Annotated in this window: 18 protein-coding genes; 15 read left to right on the top strand and 3 right to left on the bottom strand. The window is 44.2% G+C overall.

Annotated features, from left to right (window positions below; genetic code table 11):
- Nucleotides 1-13: 13 nt before the first annotated feature.
- The 3 genes from QZ310_RS02480 to QZ310_RS02490 form a co-directional block, all read right to left on the bottom strand.
- The gene (locus QZ310_RS02480; RefSeq protein ID WP_297070024.1) at nt 14-793 is read right to left on the bottom strand and encodes a LuxR C-terminal-related transcriptional regulator; all 780 of its coding nucleotides are present in this window, start codon (nt 791-793) and stop codon (nt 14-16) included.
- Nucleotides 794-1,767: 974 nt separating this feature from the next.
- Entirely contained in the window at nt 1,768-3,216 is a 1,449-nt protein-coding gene (locus QZ310_RS02485; protein WP_297070026.1) for an ATP-binding protein, read from the bottom strand.
- Nucleotides 3,200-3,895, bottom strand: a complete 696-nt coding sequence (locus tag QZ310_RS02490) for a response regulator transcription factor (RefSeq protein ID WP_297070028.1) — start codon at nt 3,893-3,895, stop codon at nt 3,200-3,202. Before QZ310_RS02490 ends, QZ310_RS02485 begins: the two co-directional genes overlap by 17 nt.
- 323 nt (nt 3,896-4,218) lie before the next feature.
- Between QZ310_RS02490 and QZ310_RS02495 the strand changes: the two genes are divergently transcribed.
- The 15 genes from QZ310_RS02495 to rfbD all read left to right on the top strand — a co-directional run bounded on the left by QZ310_RS02495 (nt 4,219) and on the right by rfbD (nt 22,038).
- The gene (locus tag QZ310_RS02495; RefSeq protein WP_297070030.1) at nt 4,219-6,486 is read left to right on the top strand and encodes an inorganic phosphate transporter; all 2,268 of its coding nucleotides are present in this window, start codon (nt 4,219-4,221) and stop codon (nt 6,484-6,486) included.
- Between the two features lie 1,170 nt (nt 6,487-7,656).
- On the top strand, nt 7,657-8,670 hold the full coding sequence (locus QZ310_RS02500) for a hypothetical protein (RefSeq protein WP_297070032.1): 1,014 nt from the start codon (nt 7,657-7,659) through the stop codon (nt 8,668-8,670).
- 64 nt (nt 8,671-8,734) lie between these two features.
- A complete protein-coding gene (locus QZ310_RS02505; protein ID WP_297070034.1) occupies nt 8,735-10,171 on the top strand; it encodes a flippase in 1,437 nt (478 codons plus the stop codon).
- Between the two features lie 1,236 nt (nt 10,172-11,407).
- Nucleotides 11,408-12,328, top strand: coding sequence for a glycosyltransferase family A protein (locus QZ310_RS02510; protein WP_297070036.1), 921 nt, complete (start codon nt 11,408-11,410; stop codon nt 12,326-12,328).
- On the top strand, nt 12,318-13,511 hold the full coding sequence (locus tag QZ310_RS02515) for a Coenzyme F420 hydrogenase/dehydrogenase, beta subunit C-terminal domain (RefSeq protein WP_297070039.1): 1,194 nt from the start codon (nt 12,318-12,320) through the stop codon (nt 13,509-13,511). The genes QZ310_RS02510 and QZ310_RS02515 overlap by 11 nt, the downstream gene beginning before the upstream one ends.
- 18 nt (nt 13,512-13,529) lie before the next feature.
- Nucleotides 13,530-14,618: a polysaccharide pyruvyl transferase family protein gene (locus tag QZ310_RS02520; RefSeq protein ID WP_297070041.1), complete on the top strand. Its 1,089-nt coding sequence runs from the start codon at nt 13,530-13,532 to the stop codon at nt 14,616-14,618.
- The gene (locus QZ310_RS02525; protein ID WP_297070042.1) at nt 14,566-15,789 is read left to right on the top strand and encodes a glycosyltransferase; all 1,224 of its coding nucleotides are present in this window, start codon (nt 14,566-14,568) and stop codon (nt 15,787-15,789) included. Before QZ310_RS02520 ends, QZ310_RS02525 begins: the two co-directional genes overlap by 53 nt.
- Nucleotides 15,786-16,337: a serine acetyltransferase gene (locus tag QZ310_RS02530; protein WP_297070044.1), complete on the top strand. Its 552-nt coding sequence runs from the start codon at nt 15,786-15,788 to the stop codon at nt 16,335-16,337. The genes QZ310_RS02525 and QZ310_RS02530 overlap by 4 nt, the downstream gene beginning before the upstream one ends.
- Nucleotides 16,338-16,346: 9 nt before the next feature.
- Nucleotides 16,347-17,462: a glycosyltransferase gene (locus tag QZ310_RS02535; protein ID WP_297070046.1), complete on the top strand. Its 1,116-nt coding sequence runs from the start codon at nt 16,347-16,349 to the stop codon at nt 17,460-17,462.
- Complete coding sequence (locus QZ310_RS02540) at nt 17,459-18,316, top strand: glycoside hydrolase family 16 protein (RefSeq protein ID WP_297070048.1); 858 nt, start codon at nt 17,459-17,461, stop codon at nt 18,314-18,316. Before QZ310_RS02535 ends, QZ310_RS02540 begins: the two co-directional genes overlap by 4 nt.
- Nucleotides 18,313-19,044, top strand: coding sequence for a WecB/TagA/CpsF family glycosyltransferase (locus QZ310_RS02545; RefSeq protein ID WP_297070050.1), 732 nt, complete (start codon nt 18,313-18,315; stop codon nt 19,042-19,044). The genes QZ310_RS02540 and QZ310_RS02545 overlap by 4 nt, the downstream gene beginning before the upstream one ends.
- A 7-nt stretch (nt 19,045-19,051) precedes the next feature.
- On the top strand, nt 19,052-19,957 hold the full coding sequence (gene rfbA / locus QZ310_RS02550) for a glucose-1-phosphate thymidylyltransferase RfbA (RefSeq protein ID WP_297070052.1): 906 nt from the start codon (nt 19,052-19,054) through the stop codon (nt 19,955-19,957).
- A gap of 125 nt (nt 19,958-20,082) precedes the next feature.
- Entirely contained in the window at nt 20,083-20,469 is a 387-nt protein-coding gene (locus QZ310_RS02555; protein WP_297070054.1) for a GxxExxY protein, read from the top strand.
- A gap of 76 nt (nt 20,470-20,545) precedes the next feature.
- On the top strand, nt 20,546-21,115 hold the full coding sequence (rfbC, locus tag QZ310_RS02560; RefSeq protein ID WP_297070055.1) for a dTDP-4-dehydrorhamnose 3,5-epimerase: 570 nt from the start codon (nt 20,546-20,548) through the stop codon (nt 21,113-21,115).
- Nucleotides 21,116-21,171: 56 nt separating this feature from the next.
- On the top strand, nt 21,172-22,038 hold the full coding sequence (gene rfbD / locus QZ310_RS02565; protein WP_297070057.1) for a dTDP-4-dehydrorhamnose reductase: 867 nt from the start codon (nt 21,172-21,174) through the stop codon (nt 22,036-22,038).
- The last annotated feature ends 62 nt before the right edge of the window (nt 22,039-22,100 follow it).

Raw genomic sequence — 22,100 nt, forward strand, 5'->3', positions numbered from 1 at the left:
GCAATCAGCAGATTCACAGCAGTTTCATCGCGAGCGCCGCTCTCACCGCCTCTATGGAATTGCCGACGCTCAACTTCTCAAGTATGTTCTGGCGATGACGGTTTACGGTGTGTATGCTTATGCCGAGTTCATCCGCAATGCGCTTGCTGGCATATCCGTCACGGATAAGACGAAGCACTTCTTTCTCCCTGTCGGTCAGGATGTTTGCACGACAGTCAGCAAGTATTTCCCGGATTACCTCACCGGTGGCGTTGTTCAGGATGCGTGGAGAAATACCCTCGGCATCACTTTGATCCGACGAAAGGTCGTAGCAGCAGAGAATCAGCCATATTTTCCCACGCGGGGATGTGCGCAGGATTTGCGTGCTGTTGTCAACGCGGATATAGCGTCCGTTCCTATCCTTGATACGGAAATTGCATGTGGCCTTGTAACGGAGCTTTTCACCACCGGGAAGAGGGTCGACAAATTTGAAAAATTCGTATTCAAGCATACGTTTGTCAACGAGATCTTCCGGATGAATACGATTGTAGATCTCATCCTCGTCACTCGATGAGAAATCACGGCAATAATTGGATTCAGCGCTGTCGCTCAGACCGATAAGATAAGCGAAGCGTCCCCCGACGACCGTACACAAATCGGCAGAAGCATCTGTCAGGACACGGCAGTCGCCATCAGTCCCTGCACAGGTCAGCAACGCTTCCCTACAGCGGGCTGCGACTGCAGAATCAAGCGCCTCATCGTCAAGACACTGTGCTGCATAAATTCCGGTCAGCTCCTTACGCAATACGTCCATTATTGTTCAATTTTTTCGTCAATCAGAGTGCAAAGATAAGTAACTTAATGAATATTCAGACTATTTTGCGTCTCCATTTGCATTATCGCACCTTTTTGGGGTTGAAATGGATGTATATTTGCAGAAAAAAAGAATTTTTCAGACCAACTCTTGAGATATAATTTCAACATTCCACTGATAAATAACATTTTTTCCCAGTCCCACCATTACTCTCTCCAGCCATGATAACAGAAAATACACAGAATCCGGTAAATGTAGTCGCAAAAGCGCCACGCTCGACAAAGAAAGCGTGGGAGTTCCCCATATCCAAAGCGTATTATGAAAAAGTGCGTGTCCGTGGTGAGAAAATCATGGATGAATTGGGCTATGGGGCTGAGTGGATGAAGTATCTGATGCCACACATCGACCGCTATCTTCTCAAAGGGGAACGACTCGGAAATCACTATGCCTACGAATGTATGCTGATAGTATTCACCTGCCTGCGCTTCGACCTTGACCTCGCCATCGAACGTTCTGCCAAGGCCAAAGCCCGCGCAGCCGAACGTCGCGCCCTAAAAGAAGCACAAAAAGCCGGAAAAGCGCGAAAAGCTGAAGGAGTGCAGATGACAGAAGAAGTGCAGAAGGCAGAAGGAGCGCGCAAAAACGAGGGGAAATGCAAGATTGAGGAAGGCATTGTTGTGGAATTGAGGGTGCAGTCTGACGAAGTGCAAAAGCAGGAGTATGCAATGCGGTCGGAGAAAGTTGCAATGATTGGCAGTGCCGATTCCAACGCAGATTCGACTCAGAAACAAGGTGTGGAATCCACCCGCTCAACCGTAGAATATTCCTCAACCGAGAAATGTAATCCGGCAAAATGTAATCCGGCAAAATGCGATCCTGCGAAATGTGATTCTGCGAAATGTGATTCTGCAAAATGTGATTCTGCAAAATGCAATCTTGCGAAATGTCATCCTGCAAAATCATCACCATACCTCTCAACCTCCACACGGGAGGGTGATGGTGAATTCGAGGCCGCCGGAAGGGAGGTTGCGGACGGTGACGGTGCCGCCGTGGAGGAGGATGGCATTTTTCACAATCGAGAGGCCAAGTCCTGTTCCTCCGGCCACTCTCGAACGTCCCTTGTCGACACGGTAGAAGCGTTCGAATAGATGAGGCAGGTGTTCTGAAGCAACTCCACAGCCATTGTCGGCAAAGGTGATGACAATCTTACCATCTTTGCAGGATGGGGCAGGGTTGATGGTGATTTCATTTCCTCCGCTGTAGGCGATGGCATTGTCGATAAGATTCCGGAACACAGATTCGAGCAGTGATTGATTGCCGGTTATCGGGATGGGATGCATGACATTGTTGACAATGGAAATACCGCGTCTCGCAGCCACCGGATCCGAGTCCTCAACAACTTCACCGATGATGTCGGTCAGATCGAGGTTTTCCTTGGAGATTGAGGCCGGAGCATCGTCCATCCGTGTTATGAGAGATACATCCCGCAGGAGACTTTTCAATCTTTCCGTGTTGGCCAGACAGCGGTGGAGGAACTCATCTCGCTTCTCTTCGCTGAGGTTCGGGTGTGACAGCAGAGTCTCGACACAGACTTGAATCGAGGCGACGGGGGTCTTGAGTTCGTGGTTGATGTTGTTGGTGAGGCGTTTTTTGATGCGTTCCTTCTCGCGCTGTTCATGGAGAGCAGCCTTATGCTCGCGGTCGCGGTCGGCGATGGCTGTCTGGAGATTGGCATAGAGCCTTACGATATGGTTGGAGATGGCTCCCAGTTCATCTTTCGGAAAGGGGGCATTGTCGTAGATGCGCTCTCCTCTTTCAGCTCTCTCCGCGAAGCGGTTAAGTCGAAGGATGGTAAGGCCGAGTCGGCGGGTGGCGAAATAGCCGAGGACACACATGACCAATGTCACTCCTCCCATCATCCAAAGGAAGCCGAAGTCGGCTTTCAGAAGTTCGCTGAGCGAAAGTGAATATGGGACGGCTGTACGGACAATGTAGCCATCCTCACCGAGTGTTGCGGAGTAGAAATAGGTGTTGCCGGTGCTTTCGCTATGACGGCGGACGGTGTATCCGCTGCCACGCCGTAGGGCGGTCGCAATCTCCTCACGCGAGAGATGATTGGCGTAGGGGATTGAATCATGGCTGTTGTCGTAGACCACCCGTCCGTCACTATCAATGATGCTCACGCGCAGTTCCTCGAATGGATGAGGTTGAGACAACGAGACGCCTGCCACATCTTCGCCATCGGCTATATCGTCAAGGATATGACGGTTGAGAAGCTGCAACTGGGCGTTGAGTTCTCCCGCCTTGAATTCTTTCTCCCTGTGGTACTGGAAACCGACGAAACATCCCACCAGAAGCAATGAATAGCCAAGCAGCCAGAGGAAAAGACGGCGGGGGTATGAGAGTTTACTCCATGAAGCCATAACCGTAGCCTGAACGTGTCACAATATTCTTTCCATACTGTCCGATTTTCTGGCGGATGCGGGTGATGTTGACATCCACAACCCTGTCCAGCACCACAACTTCATCGGGCCATATCTCCCTCAGGAGTTCCTCGCGGGAGAATATACGTCCACGGTTGGAAATAAGTTTGAGAAGGATTTCAAACTCCTTGCGCGGCATTTTCACTTCCTGACCATCGACGATGCATTGCTTTTTCGCGGGGACGACCGTCAAGCCCTCATAGCTGATTTTGCCTGAGTCAGGACTGACAGAGGATTCGCGTCCCGAAGCTCTCCGCAGGACGGCGCGCACACGGGCTGAAAGCCCACGCAAGGAATAGGGTTTCATTATGTAGTCGTCGGCTCCGAGATCGAGTCCGGCTATCATGTCTTCTTCCGAATCCTTGGCTGTGCAGAAGATTATGGGGGTCGAGGCTGTCACTGGATTCGATTTGATGATTCGCGCAAGCTGCGTCCCGGAAATCTCTCCCATCATTATGTCGAGAAGGAAGAGATTGTAGCGTGTGAGGTCAAGACTGAGGGCTTCCTCTGCGCTATGGGCAGTGTCGACGACATAGCCCTCGGCTTCGAGATTGAACCGTAGAGCCTCGCAGATGGTCTCCTCGTCCTCTACCACCAGTATGCGTTCAGCAGTTTTCATCTTGATTGAAGTTTTTGGTCAATTAGTGCGGTAAAGATACACAATATAATGATATTACATCCATCTCGTCCGATATGTTTAATAAAAACTTAACAAGTGGTTTTGCCGATGGGTGATGAATGGCGGACTAATGTGGTCATTCGCACTACTCTGAGCCAATAAACGGGATTGGCCGACAAGGATGCCATTTCACAATAGCTTAATCATTATGATATATTTTTGAAACAGAATCTGTCGAAATTTGCAATGATTAAACACACGAATCAATTCGGACAAAACACATCAATTCGAACATAAACACAAGCACAGGATATATAAATAAAATGGAAATTCTATTCTTATGCATCGTCATCTTTCTCTTCCTTCTGGCCGTCTTTGACCTCTCAGTAGGAGTGAGCAATGACGCTGTCAACTTCCTCACCTCGGCAATCGGCTCGAAAGCGGCATCGTTCAAGCGGATCATTATCGTCGCATCTATCGGTGTCTTCATCGGAGCCGCTATGAGCAACGGCATGATGGATATTGCCCGACACGGGATTTTCCGGCCGGAGCACTTCTCGTTTTACGATCTGATGTGTATATTCATGGCCGTGATGGTCACTGATATAATACTCCTCGATTTGTTCAACTCACTCGGTATGCCGACGTCGACGACCGTCTCGATGGTGTTTGAATTGCTTGGTGCAACCTTCGTGGTGGCGCTTATCAAGATGGCCGGGGGGCTTGACATGGGGCTTAACGATCTGCTCAATACCGAAAAAGCGCTTTCAGTCATCCTCGGTATCTTCCTTTCGGTGGCTATAGCTTTCGTGTTTGGCACGATTGTGCAGTTTCTGTCGCGAATGATTTTCTCGTTCAACTACCGCAGCAAACTGAAATGGAAAATCGGTATTTTCGGGGGTATCTGCGCTACTGCCATCGTCTACTTTCTTCTCATCAAGGGTGCCAAGGACCTTACATTCATGACACCGGAGGTGAAAGGCTGGGTGGCAGGCCACACATGGCTCATTATCGCAGGTTGTTTCGCCTTCTTCACGGTCGTGATGCAACTGCTCCATCTTCTGAAAGTGAATGTCTTGAAAGTGATTGTGCTGATGGGTACGTTTGCCCTCGCGATGGCTTTTGCGGGAAATGACCTTGTCAACTTTATCGGTGTGCCGCTCAGCGGACTGGCCTCCTATCAGGACTACATGGCAAATGGGTCTGGCGATCCGCAGGCTTTCCTGATGGATTCTCTCAATGGCCCTGCCGGTACTCCGGTCTATTTCCTTATCGGGGCAGGAGTGATAATGGTCGTGGCGCTTGCCACCTCCAAGAAGGCACGAAATGTGTCCAAAACGTCAATCGGGCTGAGCGCGCAGCAGGGTGGCGAAGAGATGTTCGGCTCGTCGAGAATAGCCCGGCGATTGGTGAGATGGACCCTCTCGATACTCTATTGGGTGAGACGCAATACTCCCAGACGGGTGCGCATCTGGTTCTGCCGACGCTTCAACACGGACGAGACAATCATGGAACAAGGTGCGGCCTTCGACCTCGTGCGCGGTTCGGTGAATCTTGTGCTTGCCGGAGCGCTGATTGCCCTCGGAACGTCGCTGAAGCTTCCGCTCTCAACAACTTTTGTGACGTTTATGGTGGCGATGGGAACCTCGCTTGCCGACCGCGCATGGGGTCGCGAGAGTGCGGTGTTCAGAATCACAGGGGTAATCTCCGTAATCGGCGGATGGTTTCTGACCGCAGGTGCCGCCTTCATCGGGGCGGGTGTCATAGTCTTCCTTATGCACGTAGGCGGTCACTGGGTGATGATTGCACTGGCTGCGCTCACACTTTTCCTCATCGTGCGCAGCAACCGCCGATTCCGCAACAAAAAAGAGGAGGACAATGGGGATGCTCTTTTCCAGACCATCCTTGCGACCGAGGACAAGGCGAAGACCTGGGAACTGCTCCGTATCTATGTCACTGAACAGCAACAGAAGTTTCTCCGTTTTGCGGAGGAGAGCTATTGCACAATCACCTCTGCTTTCATCAACGAGAACGCGCGTCAGCTCGGAAAGACTGAGTCATCTTTGCTGAGGCAGAAGAGCGTCCTGAAAAACGCACGCCGCAAGGAGACACTCTGTCTGCGGCAAGTGAGCCACGAGACGGCTATCGAAAAGAGCGCATGGTTTCATCTGAGTAACACATGCTGCATGGCTATCCTCTATAACCTGACCCGAATAAACGAGATATGCTATGAACATGTCGATAATAATTTCCATCCTCTGCCGTCGAAATACATCGCTGAATTCGATGGTATCCGAAACCGGATTATCGTCCTTTTCAACGACATATTTGAGATGATGGGCGCTCGGGTGCCTGAGACTGTGCCGACGCTGCGACGTAATTGCGATGAAATCAAGGATACGGTGTCGGAGACCTATCACCGGCTTTTCACGCAGCTCCGTGAAGGGGACCCGGCTTCGATGACAGTGGTCTATGTCTATCTCAACATGCTTCAGGAGACTCAGGAAATGGTGTCGGGACTTCGCAAATATCTCCGCGCCTACGCCAAACTCCAGGACAGCGACTTCAGCAGCCGCAGGAGAGCGGGGTAGAGGGACATGTATAAATATCCTGATATCGAAGCATTTCGCCGAAAAAACGATACTGAAAGGAATTTTAACAATTCCACGAAAAAACAGACTGCCCCAAATTATCAATGTGTATCAATGAAGTACCGACTGTATTAGTCTAATACAGTCGGTACTTCATTGATACACAATCAAATAAAGATTTACTATCAGTAGTCTAATTCGTCACTATAGCATAATCCAATCAGTCGCCTAATCTATCTATATCTCTTAATAAGAGATTTACATTTATGTTTATGGGGCTTATAATCAAATTGTTAGGTTGCAGTTGGCAAGGAATGACATCAGGAATCGTGTATTCATTTGAGAAAAATGTCTCACTAAAAATTAGATTATAGTGCTGATTATTAATAAATTTTTGTATCTTTGCAGCGAAGTAAACATCTCTTATTAAGAGAGGACTTCCATTCATTCTTTATAAACTACATTTTCATATCTTTTTATGGCATTAACAATACCCCCATCTACAACAATAACAACTAACCCTAATACCAAACAATAGTCGGGGATTGCAGTTAATCACTATCCAGGAGCTTTCTATTTTTTATCGGACCTTAGAACACACAAAAACCGAACATAATGTGGTCCTGACCGTAAGAATCATCCGCATGTCTTGTCCGATAATCCGGATTATTTACATTACGGCCCATACAGGAAGAATCCGATAGAGATGGTAGGTGCAAATACCGACATGAAAGGTTGTGACACATGCGAGGCGTGACACAACCTTTCATTTTAAATTCCAGTCAATTACACCAATCTTAGCAGCATTACATATACCATAAAATATGAATTCGCTGACCTAAAATGAATGAAAAATAGAATACCAATGAACTTTTCGGACCAATGGGCTGTTTCTATTGTAAGCAACACTTGTGGATTAATCTATATGTGCAAATTTCCCCACCACTATGTATGGAGAAATAAAAAGCTTGAAACTTATAGATTTTATGAAAATTCACTAACTTTGCACACGTTTTAATATATTTTTAATTATCTTGTCAATAATACCATGTCAAGTTTTCGGAGGTTTGAATATTACAATCTTGTAACACATTAACTATTAGCAGATTGTCATTTTCAGACCATATAAAAAACACCCTTGACATAGGATTATTGCTGCAACATTGACTCATGGATCCAACAGCACCACAATGGTTTGTGCTTAATTTCGTACCCCTGTCATCCGCTCATATCTCCACCGCACAGTCAATCATTGACAAATTCAATCATGATCGCGAAACTCCAATTGACCTCTTCGCCCCGACTTTTGTAAAAATGGTGGAAATTAATGGAAAAATGCAGCGGAAAAACATATCCCTCACGTTTCACTACATTTTTGTCCACGGAACGTTAAACGATGTCAAACAACTCTGTAGCCTCTCCAAAGGCTTCTCGTTTATAATTGACCGTGCGGCGTCCGCTCACTCCTATCTTACCATCAGCGACCACGAAATGAAATCATTCAAAATCATCGCACGCGCTTACGGACACAGTCTACCTTGTTATACATTAGACGAAATTAATCCAGTTGAGGGAGATCTTATTGAAGTCATTGATGGCGATTTTGCCGGTCTAATCGGCACCTACATTCCACGAAAGGGCTCGAAAACAGGGAATATCATACTGAACGTATCACAAAAATTCGCTACCATTGCCTACGACATCAAGGCCCGCTACGTCCGCATTCTTGAATTCGGACAAAATTCCCGTCGTGCTTACGACCAGATTGACGCTATAATCCCGCACTTACTCAAGGCTCTCAGACTTTTCAGCAAAGATATTATCCTCACGACACAACTTACCGCAACCCTATCGGTATTTACTCGACGTTACGAACTTACGCGCCTTGACAATCCCAAGATTGATGCAAAACTTTCAGCTCTGTTGGTATATGCAAACCATCTGCTTGGAAATGCGGAAGGAGAATCTGCTGCACGTTCACGTTTCAGAAAAGTATGTCATACAATGACCAACCCTTGGACAAGCGCACTTGTCGCTCTCCTAACGGCTGTCACATCCGAAGACAAAGCACTGTTTGACGAAAACTACGAAAAAATCTTGACGGAAGCAAACGGAAAGAAACTCTCTACTTTACAAAAAAATATCCTCTTAGAATACGAATATTATTCCACGTCTTTTAGTTGAGCCCCCTGATTAAACTCCACTTCTCAAAAAAAAGACAAAGATTCATCACCAATAACCATCTCTCATGGGATCTCTAAAGAAAAACTTTCTTTACAGCAGCCTTCTCACTTCAGCCAACTATATATTTCCCTTAATTGTCTATCCCTACGTTTCACGCGTCCTTGGGGTAAACAACATCGGCCTGTGCAATTTTATTGACAGCATAATAAACTATTTTACACTCTTCTCAATGATGGGTATTTCCATCATGGGCATAAGAGAAATTGCCGCACATCACGATGACCGTCCACGGATGTCGAAAGTGTTTTCATCACTCCTGCTGCTCAATACAATCACTACCGTTCTTTCCATTATAGTATTGATCGCAGTAACAGTCATTGTGCCACAACTTCATGCCAATTGGCAATTGCTAATGGTTGGAGCAATCAAGCTCCTATTCAACCTGTTTCTTATTGAATGGTTCTACAAAGGAATTGAGAATTTTAAATTCATAACAGTTCGTTCCATTGTCGTAAGATGCATATACGTCTTAGCAATATTCATTTTTGTAAGGACAAAAGATGATGTCTTTTTTTACTACTCATCCACTGCGCTTATTATTGTCCTTAATGCTATTATAAATATAATCTATTCACGCAAATTTGTCAGTTTTTCATTTTCCGGACTCTCCCTGCGTCCATTCCTCGGGCCATTCATAACACTCGGGCTTTATACCCTTCTCACCTCAATGTATACGACATTCAACATCACTTACCTTGGCTTCGCGAGAGGTGACACGGAAGTGGGATATTACACAACCGCAACGAAGCTTTACACTATACTTCTTTCACTCTACACTGCTTTTACGAGTGTGATGCTTCCACGCATGTCCAACCTGATAGCCAACGGAAACCTGACCGAGTTCAAACACAAATTTTCTCAAAGTGTTGACGGTTTAATCACATTTTCCATTCCTGTCATTGTCTTCGTGCTGATATTCGCCAATCGCCTTGTCCTCCTTCTGTCGGGTCCCGGCTATGAGGGTGCGACAACCCCAATGAGGATAATAATTCCCCTAATGTTTATAATAGGATATGAACAAATACTCGTGATTCAAACTCTTATGCCTCTCCAACAGGATAAGACCATATTTAGAAATTCAATCTGTGGAGCTGTTTTTGGCGTAGCTCTCAATGTCATTCTCGTGACATCCATGGGCGCAATAGGTTCCGCCATTGTATGGATTGGTGCTGAATGTCTCATCCTTGTCCTATCGCAAATTGCAGTCACAAAAAAAATTGGCACCCGTTTTCCCATAAAAAAGCTATTAAAAACCATTGCCATCTATCTTCCGCTTGCCCTCATTCTTTATTACTCAAACGAACTTGAGTTAAATTACATCCTAATTCTGACAATCGGGACAATTGTATCTCTTTTATACTTCCTTGCTGTCAACCTCGTTTTGTATCCTCAGGGGATAGTAAAAAAACTCATATCTTTAAGGTCTAAAATAAACAGATAGGACATTCCGATATTAAAACCAAATTACTGACAATGAAAAGAACGACTTATCTTTACATATATTATCTGGCAATCTCTAATTTTTTCTCTATAGTTCCGTTTGGCTATTTGACATCAATCGGACGAGGATTTCCTTTATTAATGTTCCAATTATTCTGGTTATTATTTGGATATCTTAAATACAAGCGAAATCCAAGCATACCCAAACTTAATACCAAATCTAACGAAAGTATTTTACTTTGGCTATTTATTGGAATAATTCCGTCTGTTTTTATGGCTAACGAACTGTTTGGGCAGACCTATTTACAATCATTCATATCTTATAGAAATCTTTGGCTATTTCTTTCGATACCAACATTGTTATCAATCAGACCCACGATCGATGAATTAAACAAATCCATTTTTTCTTTTGGCGTTACTTTTTTAATTGTCTGTTTATTAAGAACTTTACTACCTTTTCAATTCTACATATCTTCTTTACAAGAAGTCAATTACAATACAGAGGGAGGATCAAGGCTTCTAAATATGCCGTTATATGTATGCTATGAAATAATATTACTTCCTTTATATTTTTATTGCGTAAGTTTATGGAAAAAATACGATTCAAGGATTGCCCTCAAAGCTATTCTACTCTTTATTATACTTGTATTAATTCAGAACCGAAGCACTTTATTCCCCGCTCTTATTGTAGTAGCCATTACAATTTTGAAATGTAGGATTAGACCATATTTTATTAAAGCTGTCATCATATTGGGAACATCATTTATTCTGATTTATTCTGTCTCTGAAATAATTCTTTCTCTATTGGAAGAAACATCAACGCAACTTGGCAGCACCTATGACCCTCGAGTAAAGGCAATGAACTATTTCCTCGACTTCAATCGCCTATCCCTCAGCGAAATACTCTTTGGCACAGGAAATATTAGCTTTCAAACATCTTCTTATGTCGCAAACTTACAAGCTCGGCACATCCACTATAGCGATGTTGGCTTTATTGGCTTCTGGAGTCAATTTGGATTATTACCAATATGCGTCTTCGTTTACTATTTGTTAAAATGTATTTTTACACGATACATGCCTTGGTCTGAAAGGTTCGTTGCAATTCATATTCTGATTTGTTCCGCAACAATAAGTTATTTTGAATCACCGTCCCACATGATATGGTTCGTCCTTTTTTACTATCAATATTGTCTCTATAAATCAACCATCAAGAAAAAATACAAACTTAATTACAATAATGCACTCATTGGCCATTATAATCCCTGCGTATAAACCAACTTACCTAAGGGAAACCCTTGAATCAATTGCAAATCAGACGGATAAGAATTTCCATCTTTATATTGGTGATGATTGTAGTCCCTACGATCTGAAATCAATTGTCGATGAATTCAACGACCGGATTCCATTGACCTACCATCGTTTTGAGTCCAATCTCGGTGGACGCGATCTTGTAGCGCAGTGGGAGCGGTGTATTGGTCTATCAGAAGATGAATCATTTATCTGGCTCTTCAGCGATGATGACACAATGTCTGAAGATTGTGTAAGAAACATCAATTCCTATATTGAAAAAAATCCGTCCCACGATGTATTTCGTATTAACGTAAATGTTATTGATGCTGAGAGTCGACATCTGAGGAAGGTAAAATTTCCGCAGGAAATTTCTGCAAAAGATTTATATATTGGAAAACTTAACGGCTCATTGGAATGTTTTGTAGTGGAATACATATTTTCACGTAAAATTTATGAGACATCCGGTAAATTTGTCAAATTTGATCTGGCCTGGGGAAGCGATCTCGCCACATGGGTAAACATGGCAAAGGACAAGGGCATTCTTTCCCTTACCGATGGTGCCGTAAACTGGAGAAGCAGTGGCATAAATATATCCACCACACAAACTCCCACCATTTTGAAAAGGAAAGCTGATGCTCTGATTGAGTTCTTACTCTGGGGCGAAAATTTGTTTGGTGACGATCCAAAGATAAGAAAAATCAACACAAAAGGTCTATTGTCACGCATAACACAAATGGCTGTACAGTCTGACAGAACGATAGGGATTGCTCCGCTGAAAAAATACTCAGTGTCTAAGACCGACAAATTCAATCTGATGGTAAAATACAACATAATTTACTTTTTAAAAAAGCTACACCATGTTTTTTAATGGCCTGACACCATCTCCAGATGCTTGCTGTGGTTGCAATGCATGTGTGGAAACCTGTCCTCACGATGCGTTGTCGCTGACCTATGACCATAATGGATTCATAATGCCTATCCTCACTCCAAACAAATGTGTTGAGTGCGGAGCATGTGAAAAAGTTTGCCCCATGCTTCATCCGGATAGAATCCTTGCAGAAGAAGATGGTAAGGCATACGCTGCGGTCAATAGAGACATCCCTGAACTGATGAGAAGCTCCAGCGGAGGTGTCTTTTCGATAATCGCACGACATTTGCTCTCTGACGGAGGGATTGTCTATGGTTCAGCCTTTGATAAGAACATGCAGCTAATCCACACAGCCATTGAAGATAAAGACAAACTGCATCTGCTGCAGGGAAGCAAGTATCTCCAATCACTTAATGATGGAATATTCAAAGAAATAAGGACACATCTGCGAACTGGCCGAAAGGTCTATTACACAGGCACAGGATGTCAAGTAGCGGCCCTGAAACTTTATTTACGGAAAGATTACGACAATCTCTTTACGTCCGACATATTGTGTCACGGCACCCCTCCCCAGAATGTTTTTAATTTCACACTTAAATCCCTTGAAAATCGCTACAAAGGGCAAGTCGTTGACTATAAATTTCGTGACAAGAAAGTATGGGGCTGGAGTTGCAGCAGCAGCTGCAGTATAAAATCAGGCAACCGAATTAGGTATATCGGCTACGACAAATCAATGGATGCCTATTTCAATGCCTTCATAGATGCAGTTAATTATCGTGAATCCTGCTATAAATGTCCGTATGCCCAAAGCCGAAGATCGGGCGACATCACATTGGCTGATTTCTGGGGCGTTGAAAAATATATCCCTGTTCCGAACAAACGTAACGGAGTTTCTGCGATATTGGTCAATACGCCAAAAGGACAGAAACTGCTTCAAGAGATAGTGAATAGCATGGATCTGTATGATGCAGATATAAAAGACATCAGTGTCATCAACCGGACATTGACAGGCCCAACAACACGTCCACCCGAACGAGACTATTTTTTTACTGATTTTGAAAAGAATCCGGGAAAGACTATGGATGCGTATACCCGTCAGGACTTAAAACGTCACATGGTCTATCTCCTTAAGCGCAATCCACTGACAAATGCGCTGATAAATCGGATAAAATCATTAACGTAAATTTAAGTCAGTCAATAAATGAGAATACTACTTTCAACCATCATCGACAATATAAATTACGGAACATACCTGCAAGCCTTTGCTACAGCCTATCTCCTTAGAAAAAAAGGGCATCAGGTAGACATCCTGAATTATATACGACCTCACCTGACTGCAAAAGTCATGTTCAGCAATGCGCGAAAACACGGAATTGTCTCCCTGCTGAAGGTTCCGGTTATGATCGGGCTGGACGCAATCATGAAACGCAATCTGAAACGTTTCCTAAGCACACGAGTCCACTTGACAGCACCATTCACAGACTGGATTGCATTCAAGAAGAAAATAGGAGGCTACGATCTTTATCTCACAGGAAGTGACCAGGTCTGGAATACGACCCACAATCACGGCATTGACGAAGTCTATTTCTGGGGTGGAATCGCAGGTAAAAAGTGTTCGTATGCAGCCAGTGTTGGAATTGAATCCTTTCCGGCGCAAGAACAGGAATCCATAAAAAAACTTCTTGCAGAATACTCATTTATATCCGTGCGCGAAAGTTTCGGAATTGATGCCCTGCGACAGCTCGATATTCCTGATGCCACCCAGGTTCTTGATCCTACTCTTATGCTTGATTCCAAAGAATGGAAAAATGTGACTAAATGTCGATTCCGGAAAGAAGAACCATATCTGCTTGTCTATTCTGTCGAAGTGAATAAAGATCGGGAAGTGCTGAATATTGCAAGAAAAATAGCAAATGAGCGTGGATTGAAAATTTATGTCGTATCTCCTTATTTGAAATTCAATTCCCGTCTTAAAGTCGACAAGGTGTTTTCCATGGCTGATACCGATACGTTTCTCGCTTTGTTCCACAATGCTGACTATGCGGTGGTAAGTTCATTTCATGGAACAGCCTTCGCCATCAATTTCAACCGTCAGTTCGTCACGGTTGCACCCGAACGCTTTAGCACCCGTGTCCAAAGTATTCTGTCACTACTAAATCTTTCAGACAGATATGTCTCAAACGCGGAGTCAATCCCGACTGTAGAAATTGATTACAACCGTGTCAATTCGAGACTGGATGAAGAAAGGAAAAAATCAGCTGATACTCTCAAAAAATTACTTGAAGCCTGACTCATTAAAGACAAAGTTTGAATTTATGCCCATATCAGACTATCCCCGTACTCTTCTCCTCGCAACCACTTCATACGCCGGAATGGGTCCATATATAGCGTCGATCGTCAATTCATTTTCTCCAACTGACGATGTGCGATTCTTTCTTGTGGAAAGAGAGGACAAATACTTTTCTCGGAATATCCACAGCGATTTGCGGCCAATGTGTACGATCGTCAGCGAGACGACTCCATCGAAAATCAAGACATTGTATCAACTTACCATTAATGGAAACTTAGAATACGCAGATAAGATAAAACAAGTCTGCAAGGCTGATGGAATTGAAGTAGTCCATGCATTGACATCTCTCCCTGATGTCGACCTGACCAGCTATCTTGCCTCACACTACAATCTCATATATACTATACACGATCTCCACCCTCACGAAGCAAAAAAAGCCTTTTACCGTAAATGGCGACAGGATGTGCTTTACAAACGCATCTTCAAAGCCATCGAACGCTCAAAATATTTGTATACCAACAGTCTTTCCCAATTAGAAGAGCAGCAAAAGCTCTATCCAACCCACAAGAGTTTCTACACTCCTTTCCCAAGCTTGATTACGGAAGAAATTGCGGAGGGAACACTCCCTGTTCCGGAACTCGCAGGAATAAAGGATTACATATTGTTTTTTGGTCGGATTGAAGCCTACAAAGGTCTCGACACATTAGTCCGAGCCTTCAATTCATCTCAACTACCTGCGTCAATCAAACTGGTTATTGCCGGTAAAGGAGAGTTCGTTCTTGAAAAACAAAATGAAAATATCATATTCATCAACCGCTATATTGATGATCGAGAGATAGCGGAGATGTATCGTAATGCATCGTGTGTAGTCTATCCATACATCTCGGCTACGCAATCAGGAGTCCTTTCCGTCGCCTCATTTTTCGGGACACCAATAATTGCATCTGACCTACCATTCTTCAAGGAGGTCTTAGGAGCAGATTATCCCTATCTTTTCCCGGCCGGTGACCATCAAGCACTTGCTGAGAAGCTTAAGAGATACTACGCCGAAAAATCCACGGATGTCGAACAGTTCTCCCGCAATCTCTATAATGAAAAATATAGTCTCGATAAGTTGAAGGACAACCTTTTAAACATTTATTCAGAAGTATTCAAACATTCTTCAAAATGATAAAGACCAAGCACGACCTCCAAGAATACCTCCAGGCGGATTTCGAAGCTTTCGGATTCAAATATCCAATTTTAGCAAAATTCACATTCAGTGAAAATGGGACAATGTTCGCCTATGTGAAAAATCTCCGCTACCTCGAATATTATACAAATAAGAAACAGCGGCCTTGGGATAAGTTAATGCGTGCATGGCACTATCTGAAATGGCGAAGAATGAACCTTAAACATCAGCTTTACATATTACCGAATACTGTTGGTAAAGGGCTACATCTTGTGCATCACGGTTATAGGCGTGTTGGTTCAATTAAGGCTATCGGAGACAATTGCACAATTCTCCCCATGGTCTTGATAGGGAAGAAAACACCTGAGTCCGATGTTTCCGAAGCCACAATTGGCAATAACTGCTATATTGGAGTAGGAACAACAATCATGAATCCGGTAAAAATAGGTAACAATGTGACTATCGGAGCCGGAAGTGTGGTAACAAAAGATATACCTGACAATTGCATTGTTGCAGGAAATCCTGCTAAAATAATACGCTATAAATAAAAGCACCAAATGCGGATACTCTTCATCAACACGGTTCCTACCGAGCGTAACGGAATAACCGGTGTCATCTTCAACTATCTTGAATCGTTTCCAATTGAGAAAGACGATAAAATCGGCTATGTCGCAATCAATCAACCCGACGATTCATTCAAAAAACGGTTGGACAAAGTTGGCGCAGATCTATTTGTCATCGAACGAAAAATTTCCAATCCGGTTAGATATGTCAAACAATTAGCTAAGGTTGCCAAAAACTATGACATTATCCATGCCCATGGCAACAGCGCTACACTGACACTTGAGATGTTGGCAGGGAAATTAGCCGGTTGTAAATTGCGCATAGCTCATAGCCATAACACATCGTGCTCGGCAAAACTGATTGATAGGATTTTCCGCCCATTATTCTATACCCTTTGCAACGGGCGGATGGCCTGTGGTATTGAAGCCGGTAAATGGCTGTTTAAAGACAGGGATTTTACAGTGCTGAACAATGGGATCGATACTGAAAAATACCATTTCGACCCAACAATACGCAATCTGACGCGAAAAAAATTGGGACTCGAAAAATTTCACATTATAGGAAATATCGCCAACTTTGTTGAAGCAAAAAACCACGTTTTTCTGCTTACTCTATTTTGCCAGATTTTATCAGAAATGCCATCTGCTCGATTACTATTATTGGGAAATGGTCCACTTTTAGAAAAATCCAAGCGCTTGGCAAAAGAATTAAATATTTCAGATAAAGTTTTCTTTATCGGGAGTGTCAACAATCCTCAAGATTACATGTCGGCAATGGATCTCATCGTCATGCCATCGCTCTTTGAAGGACTTCCCCTCACACTCGTTGAAGAACAAGCCAACGGCCTTCACGCAATCGTATCAGATGCAATAACAACACAGGTTGACATGACAGGCAACATTTCATATCTATCTCTTGATGCTCCTATTGATACATGGATGAAACGGATTGTAGATGTCTTACAATCTTACAATAGAGATTCCATCTCGGCATCTGAAATCTCCAAGTATGCGATTTTCAAAATTAGGAATAATGGATATGACATATATTCCATTTCAGCTAATTTAAAGAGCTACTATCACACTTGTTTATCAAATATGGCAAAATGAAATTAGTATATTCATTAATGATCACATGCTTTCTTCTGGCATTAGTTTCAATTGATAGTTTTCCAAATAGCACAGCAGAATCATCTGAAAAGCCAACAATTTATGACTATTCATTAGTCTGGGTTGAAGACTTCAACTCCCCAGAACTTGATCCGTCAGTATGGGGAATAATGGAAAGGAGGAATGATGGTTCCCGAAGATACATATCCAGAAATCCAAATTGTTATGAATTTAGAGATGGATGTCTTATCCTAAAAGGAATAAAGAATCCAAACAGGAAACTGGATTCTGTACCCTACTTGACAGGAGGGATATATACTCGTTTTAGAAAAGCTTTTGCTCCCGGGAAAATTGAAGTATGCGCTAAATTAAATTGTGGCAAAGGATCCTGGCCCGCCATCTGGCTAATGCCATTTAAAGTAGAAAACGGTTGGCCAGAAGATGGGGAGATCGACATCATGGAACATGCGAATTGTGATAAATTCGTATATCAGACCCTACATTCTAAATATACAAAAACAGTTGACGGATCTTATCCTCAACATTTTGCAAAAACTTCTGTGGATATAAACAAATTCAACATATATGGCGTTGAAATAACAGAAAATTATGTTTCTTTTTTTATAAATGGAATAAAAACATTGACGTACCCTAAGATAAAAGATCTTACAAGTAAGGGTGAATTCCCCTTTTTCCGCGATTGGTATCTCATGCTTAATATGCAATTCCTGGAAAATGAAAACATTAAGATTGAAGATAAGGACCTTCCCGTTGAAATGGAAGTTGATTGGGTAAAATATTACCAACTGGAACCGAAAAATAATATCGATAGAAGTCCAAGAACTAAACAATGAATAATCGAAATTTAGTTGAAACCATCACTCATTCTGCCGCAGATTATCCCGATATAACATTTTCTAAAAAAAGGAAAATATACACCTGTATCAATCCTTTTTCTTATCATATCGCCCGCAGACACAGAGACATCTATGGGAAATTAGATGGCATATACGTTGACGGAATATTGATGTGTAAGTTTATTCAATTGCTTTGGGGCTATAGAATTCCCCGCTTGAGCTTCGACATGTCGGGAATGGCTGTTGATTTGTTTAAACGACTGAATGACAGTCAAGAGACTATTTATTTTGTCGGAGCCAAGCAAGAAGCGCTCGAACAATCAGTTGCCATTATAAAAGCGAGCTATCCGAAAATGAATATAGCGGGGTATCGCAATGGATATTTCCTCCTGCCCGAAGATAGGACGCAAGAAATAAAGAAAATTGTGGCCGAAAATCCTGACTTTGTAATCGTCGGAATGGGTTCTCCCTTGCAGGAACAGTTTGCCCTTGACCTGAAAGAGGCCGGATTCCAAGGGATAGTCTTCACATGCGGAGGCTTTTTGCACCAGACAGCCAATGGCATCAATTACTATCCCGACTGGATAAATCGCTATAACCTCCGTGCTTTCTACCGGCTATACAAAGAAAAAGGCCTCTTCAAACGCCTCTACAATGTCCTTATCGAATTCCCGATTCTGTTCACTTGGGATACATTTAAAACTAAAGTAGCAAAACAACAATAAAATCAATATGAAAGGAATCGTCCTTGCCGGTGGGTCCGGCACACGTCTCTATCCTATAACCAAGGGGGTAAGCAAACAAATGTTGCCAATTTTTGACAAACCGATGGTGTATTATCCGATCTCGACCCTCATGTTGGCCGGGATTCGCGACATTCTCATCATCTCGACCCCTAACGATCTCCCCGGTTTCCGTCGTCTCCTCGGCGATGGTGCGGACTATGGAGTGAAGTTCACATACGCCGAGCAGCCTTCGCCCGACGGTCTGGCGCAGGCCTTTATTATCGGCAAGGAATTTATCGGCGATGACGCGGCCTGTCTTGTCCTCGGCGACAATATCTTCCACGGAGCCGGTTTTTCAGCCGTATTGAAGAATTCTGTAGAGGCAGCCGAGAAGGATGGGAAGGCCACTGTTTTCGGCTACTGGGTGGATGATCCCGAGCGCTACGGTGTGGCTGAGTTTGACAAGGAGGGCAACTGTCTGTCGATTGAGGAGAAGCCTGAGCATCCGAAGTCGAACTATGCTGTCGTGGGCCTCTATTTCTATCCCAACAAGGTTGTCGACGTGGCGGCTCGTATCAAGCCTTCGGCGCGTGGCGAGCTTGAAATCACCACTGTCAATCAGGAGTTTCTGAAGGATGGCGAACTGAAGGTGCAGACGCTCCCGCGCGGTTTTGCATGGCTCGATACCGGTACACACGATTCTCTCGCCGAGGCTTCAATCTATGTGGAGGTCCTTGAAAAACGTCAGGGGCTGAAAATCGCTTGCCTCGAAGGGATTGCCTATCGTCAGGGCTGGATTTCCCGCGAACGCATGATTGAAATCGCAAAACCAATGCTAAAAAATCAATACGGTCAGTATCTCATGAAAGTTGTTGAAGAAATGGACCGCACCGATAACCCGAATCTTGATTAATCGTTTTTTGGGATACAAAAGGACAAAAGACCAAAAGTGACATAAGATTTTTTTTGACTGTTGAAACCCTCACATCAATGTGGCTAACTCAATAAGTTTTCATATCTTTGTAAAAACAATTGGTCATGGGAACTGAAGATTTAATAAAGTTAATCATTGATTGTGCTTTTGAGGTCAAGCGCGGCCTCGGGACAGGATTTCTTGAAACGGTATATCAAAATGCCTTGATTCATGAGCTTAAGCTTAAGGGCATCATGACCGAAAAGGAAGTGGCGCTCAATGTGGTCTATAAAGGTGTAAACGTCGGTAAATACCGCGCAGATCTGATTGTGGACCGTCGCGTAATTGTCGAATTAAAAGTCTGCGACACTATCATTCCGGCTCATGAATATCAACTTGTGAACTATCTGAGGGCAACCGGAATCCACGATGGTCTGATTCTGAATTTCGGGACGACTCCAATGGGAATCTGCCGGAAATTCAAGGATAAAAAACAAGTCCGGGATTACTGATGATAATCAAAAACTTCTGTTCCTTTTGCCCTTTTGTTCTTATGTATCTCCTCCCCAACCCAACCGCAATCCACTCATGGAAGTAATCAAAACCGCTATAGAAGGCGTGGTAATCATTGAGCCGCGCATTTTCACCGACTCCCGGGGATATTTCTTCGAGAGCTATTCGAAAAAAGAATTTGACGAGAAAGTCCGCCCAGTGGACTTTGTGCAGGACAATGAATCCTGCTCGACCTACGGAGTGATGCGCGGACTCCATTTCCAGCGTCCGCCCTTCACACAGTCCAAACTCGTGCGTTGCGTGCGCGGTGCCGTGCTCGACGTTGCTGTCGACATACGCAAAGGTTCACCGACCTACGGACAGCATGTGGCTGTCGAACTGACCGAGGAAAACCACCGCCAGTTCTTCGTGCCGCGCGGTTTCGCCCACGGATTTGCAGTGCTATCGGATGTCGCCGTGTTCCAGTATAAGTGCGACAACTATTACGCCCCGCAGGCCGACGGCGGTATCGCCATCACCGACAGTTCCCTCGGCATTGACTGGCGTATCGACCCCGCCAAGGCAATCCTCTCGGAAAAGGATATGCGCCATGCCATCCTTGCCGACTTCGACTCTCCCTTCGATTATAATATTGATTTGTATTAATAACCATAGCCAATGCAGATTTCGCATCATGCATTGTGCATCATGAATTAAATAAAGTGAACATACTTGTGACAGGAGCCAACGGCCAGCTCGGCAATGAGATGCGCCTCGTCTCCAAGGATTCAAAGGATAAATACATTTTCACCGATGTTGCCGAGCTCGACATCACCGATGCCGCAGCGGTTGCGAAGATGGTGAAGGACAACGATATAAACGTGATTGTCAACTGCGCGGCCTACACCAATGTCGACAAGGCTGAGAGCGATGCCGAGTTTGCTGAGGTTCTCAATGCCAAGGCTGTCCGCAACCTTGCGGATGCAGTCAAGGCAAATGGCGGCACACTCATCCACGTATCCACCGACTATGTTTTCGGTGGCTCGAAGGGCAACACTCCCCGCACTGAGGATGAACCGGCCAACCCGACAGGCGTCTACGGTCTCACAAAACTCCACGGCGAGCAGGAGATTGAGAAATCCGGTGTGAAGGCCATCGTCCTCCGTACCGCATGGCTCTATTCCGAATTCGGCAAGAACTTCTTGAAAACCATGCTGACACTCACTTCTACCAAACCGGAGCTGAAGGTGGTATTTGACCAGGCCGGAACACCGACCTACGCGCTCGATCTTGCCGATGCCATCTTTGACATCATCGAGAACCGCAAGATGGAAGGCAACGAGGGTATCTACCATTTCTCGAACGAGGGTGTCTGCTCCTGGTACGACTTTACCAAAATGATTGCCGACTATGCCGGTAACACCGCGTGCGACATCCAGCCATGCCACTCCGACGAGTTCCCATCGCCCGTAGTGCGCCCCTCTTACTCTGTCCTCGACAAGACAAAATTCAAAAACACCTTCGGCCGTAAGATTCCTTACTGGACCGACTCACTCAAAGTCTGCATCAAGAATTTGGGGAGTTGTTAGTTTTTTGAGTTTTGAGTTGTTAGTTTTGAGTTTTTAGCTTATCACTGATGGATAAAACTAAA

This window comes from uncultured Duncaniella sp. (assembly GCF_910577345.1).
Lineage (GTDB): Bacteria > Bacteroidota > Bacteroidia > Bacteroidales > Muribaculaceae > Duncaniella.